The 3711-nt window shown below is 72.0% G+C and carries 4 protein-coding genes and 1 pseudogene; 4 read left to right on the top strand and 1 reads right to left on the bottom strand.

Annotated elements, in window-relative coordinates:
• The first annotated feature begins 194 nt into the window (after positions 1–194).
• Complete coding sequence (locus tag AB8Z36_RS33960; protein ID WP_369217236.1) at positions 195–1067, top strand: undecaprenyl-diphosphate phosphatase; 873 nt, start codon at positions 195–197, stop codon at positions 1065–1067.
• On the opposite strand, the gene AB8Z36_RS33955 is transcribed toward AB8Z36_RS33960, so the two are convergent.
• Positions 983–1759 (bottom strand): poly-gamma-glutamate hydrolase family protein, encoded by a 777-nt coding sequence (locus tag AB8Z36_RS33955; protein WP_369217235.1) that lies wholly within the window; start codon positions 1757–1759, stop codon positions 983–985. The genes AB8Z36_RS33960 and AB8Z36_RS33955 overlap by 85 nt on opposite strands.
• 460 nt (positions 1760–2219) lie before the next feature.
• On the opposite strand from AB8Z36_RS33955, the gene AB8Z36_RS33950 reads away from it, so the two are divergent.
• From AB8Z36_RS33950 to AB8Z36_RS33940, 3 genes and pseudogenes are all read left to right on the top strand, one after another.
• Positions 2220–2369, top strand: a complete 150-nt coding sequence (locus tag AB8Z36_RS33950) for a hypothetical protein (RefSeq protein WP_440582069.1) — start codon at positions 2220–2222, stop codon at positions 2367–2369.
• Between the two features lie 79 nt (positions 2370–2448).
• Complete coding sequence (locus AB8Z36_RS33945) at positions 2449–2943, top strand: nuclear transport factor 2 family protein (RefSeq protein ID WP_369217233.1); 495 nt, start codon at positions 2449–2451, stop codon at positions 2941–2943.
• 191 nt (positions 2944–3134) lie between these two features.
• Positions 3135–3711: pseudogene (locus tag AB8Z36_RS33940) on the top strand (apolipoprotein N-acyltransferase); the annotation flags it as partial.

The following is a 3711-nucleotide window of genomic DNA, read 5'->3' as shown; positions in this document are numbered from 1 at the left end:
CCTCCCACCACCCCGTAACTTTGGCCCGCTACGCTGCCCCCGTCGAGGGACGTGATCACCCGGTCACCCCTCGCGTTCCGGCGTTCGCCCGCACTTCCCGCCTCTTACGCTTCTTCTGTCGCAGCCACGCCTCTCGATGACCGCTCCGACCGCAGCCGCGGTCCGATGATCAGTACTTGGACGGCGCAGTACTCATGTCTTGGCTTGAATCCTTCATCCTCGGACTCGTCCAGGGACTGACCGAGTTCCTCCCCATCTCCTCCAGCGCGCATCTGCGGCTGACGGCGGCGTTCGCGGGCTGGCACGACCCCGGCGCGGCGTTCACGGCGATCACGCAGATCGGCACCGAGGCCGCCGTCCTGATCTACTTCCGCAAGGACATCGCGCGCATCCTGTCCGCGTGGTTCGGCTCGCTCTTCGGGAAGGTGCCGCGCTCGGACCACGACGCGCAGATGGGCTGGCTGGTCATCGTCGGGTCGATCCCGATCGGGGTGCTCGGCGTGACGTTCAAGGACCAGATCGAGGGTCCGTTCCGCGATCTGCGCCTGATCGCCACGACGCTGATCGTGATGGGCATCGTGCTCGGCGTCGCCGACCGGCTCGCGGCCCGGGACGAGACGGGCGGCAAGCACCGTGCCGTGCGTGAGCGCAAGAGCCTGCGCGAGCTCGGCGTCAAGGACGGTCTGATCTTCGGCGTCTGCCAGGCGATGGCCCTGATCCCCGGCGTCTCGCGCTCGGGCGCCACCATCAGCGGCGGCCTGCTCATGGGCTACACCCGCGAGGCCGCAGCCCGCTACTCCTTCCTCCTCGCCATCCCCGCCGTCCTCGCCTCCGGCGTCTTCGAGCTGAAGGACGCGGGCGAGGGCCATGTCTCCTGGGGCCCGACGATCTTCGCGACGATCGTCGCGTTCGTGGTCGGCTACGCCGTCATCGCATGGTTCATGAAGTTCATCACCACCAAGAGCTTCATGCCGTTCGTCTACTACCGGGTCCTGCTCGGCATCGTCCTGTTCGTGCTGGTCGGCATGGGGGTGCTGAGCCCGCACGCGGGCGAGTCGGCGGGGTGAGGGAGCCTACGGCCCGGAACCAGTTCGCGCCGGACGCGGGCCGCCCGGACGGCGGCGGCGTAGCGGCGGAAGGTCTCCGTGCGGGCGCCGGTCTCGCGTACCGCCCGGGAGAAGTCCCCGCCGGGGAAGAAGCTGCGGCGCAGCGCCTCGCTCATCTCCACCTGTACGCCGCCGCCCGACGCCCTGTTGCAGATGTTCGCCGGGTGGGTGCCCGCGATCCGGCCCGCGGCGGTGGTGACGGCGAATCCGGCGGCGGTCAGCTCGTGGACCACATGGGCGACGAGCGCGGCGTCCAGGCCGCCGACCGCGGTCATGGCCACCTGGGCAGCGCCCCGGTAGCCGTGGAAGGAGAGGCAGCTGCGGGCGGCCGTCACCGCGGCCAGGGCGCCGGGCTCGTCGTAGCGCGTCGATGTGATGTGCAGGTCGGCGTTGCCGGAGGACTTCATTCCGTCCAGCTCGTAGTACCGCGTCCGCGTCCGGGCCCCCGCGACCTCGCGGGCCATCTCGCCCGAACCGGCCTCGATGGAGCCGCCGTGGACGGCGATCACCGCGGTGGACGCCCCGACGGGCCCCGCGGACCTGATCCGGTAGTCGACCCCCTCGGTCTCCGTCGCGGCGAGCTCGGCCCAGCTCCCGTACCGGTCCGCCACGCCCCGCCCCTCGCCCTCCGTGTCGCACCCGCTCCTGCTCACGGCCCGTTCGGCCGTCCCGCAAGTATGCGATCAAGGAGTGCGCCGGGTCGAGCGGCACCTCCTTCCGCGTGACCGGGGAGGGAGGTGACGGCGGCGTGGAAGTGGACCGGCCGGGCCCCCGGCGGGCGGCCCCCGGGAGCCCGGCCGGGACTATGACTGGGGACGGCTTCCGTGGTTGGCCGCGTGCTTGCGGCGGGCCTTCTTCTTGCGGCGTCGCTTGGACGACATCGCGCCACCTCTCTCGGACGTGCACGGCATGGGCTCAGACGGACTCGGCGGTGATTCGTCACATCTCCAGAGTCCTTTTACACCGTTCCATACCGGTTTGCAGGCGGCTACCCGAGGAAGAACGGCCCCGATCGATCACTTGGCGGAGGTGTACGGTCGCTGACAGTTCCGATTGTCGTAGCCATCCCCTAGGCTTGACCTCATGCCCTTAACCCCACCACCCCATGGTTCCGTGCGCTCTTCCGTGGAACTGAACGAGCGCATCCGCGGCCTGTGGCTGCGCGCGGGCGGACGCCTCACCGCCGAGCAGCGCACCGAGTACGAGCACCTGGTGACGGAGTGGGCGGAGGCGGTCCGCGCGGAGGTCGTGCGAGCCGCCTAGGGTGGCTCCTGGCGCCGGGCGCGGGCGCGGTGCCTGCACGCCCCTTGGCTCGGCACCTCCCGTGCCCAACACTGAGCCGATGACGCAGCGCGTGGAACTGGCCGCCGTGATCGACCGGTTGGCCATCGATGCCCTCATCACCGAGTACGCGGTGACCGTCGACGACGGCGACTGGAGCGCCTACGAGCAGCTTTTCGCCCCGCGGGGCCGCGCCGACTACCGCTCGGCGGGCGGCATCGAGGGCGGCGCCGACGAGGTGGCGGCCTGGCTCGCCGAGACCATGCGGATGTTCCCCGTACGCCAGCACCTCATCGCCAACCGCAGGCTGGAGTTCGGCACCCTCGACCAGGACGTCGGTGACACCGCCCGCGTGCAGGCCGACTATCTGAACCCCATGCGGTTCCCGGACCGCGAGGGCGCCCCGAAGTCCACGGCACCGGACTTCGAGTGCGGCGGGCGGTATCGCTTCGCGCTCCTGCGCACGGGCGCGGGCTGGCGGCTGCGCCAGGTGGTGGTGGAGGAGAAGTGGCGCCGGATCACCGAGCGCCCGCACGCGGCCCCGGCCGGGCACTAGCCTCGGTCGAAGAGACCGCGGCTCCGGCCGGGCCCTGGCCCCGGCCCGAAGAGATCGGCCGAGCCGGGACCAGCCCGGAAACCCGCCCGGAGAGCCTCGTCCCCCTACCCCGCGACCGCCCACTGTTCTAGATCGTCAACGGCGCGCACACTGGGTACCCGGCCCGGCGCCGGGGACGAGGGAGGCGCTGCATGGACCAGTTCCGCGACGATGCGCGAAGGCGGCTSGGGAGCCGCGCGCGGTGCCTGCTCGCCTCCCGGTGGTGGCGCGGCGCCGCCGCGGTACTGGCGGGCGCCCTGCCCGCGCTCGCCTTCCCCGCCCCCTCCCTGTGGTGGCTGGCGTACGTGGCGCTCGTGCCCTGGATCCTGCTGGCCCGCACCGCGCCCACCGCCCGGCGGGCCCTGCTCGACGGATGGCTCGGCGGCCTGGGTTTCATGGTGGCCGTGCACCACTGGCTGCTGCCGAGCCTGCATGTCTTCACGGTGGTGATAGCGGCGCTGCTCGGCCTGCTGTGGGCGCCGTGGGGCTGGCTGGTCCGCCGCTTCCTGGGCGGTCCGCCCTCCCGGCGCCGCTCGGTGGCGGCCCTGGTGGTCCTGCCCTCGGGCTGGCTCCTGGTGGAACTGGCGCGGTCCTGGGAGAACCTGGGCGGCCCCTGGGGCCTGCTCGGCTCCAGCCAGTGGCAGCTGCCACCGGCGCTGAGGCTCGCGTCGGTGGGCGGCGTGTGGCTGGTCAGCGCGCTGGTCGTGGTGGTGAACGTGGCGGTGGCAC

Source organism: Streptomyces flavofungini (genome assembly GCF_041028215.1).
GTDB classification, from domain to species: Bacteria; Actinomycetota; Actinomycetes; order Streptomycetales; family Streptomycetaceae; genus Streptomyces; species Streptomyces flavofungini_B.
Note: the sequence above shows the minus strand (reverse complement) of the source record. Positions and strands in the feature narration are given on the sequence as shown.

Coding starts and splice junctions, on each gene's coding strand:
- AB8Z36_RS33960 (WP_369217236.1), top strand. CDS start 195: ATGTCTTGGCTTGAATCCTTCATCCTCGGACTCGTCCAGGGACTGACC.
- AB8Z36_RS33945 (WP_369217233.1), top strand. CDS start 2,449: ATGACGCAGCGCGTGGAACTGGCCGCCGTGATCGACCGGTTGGCCATC.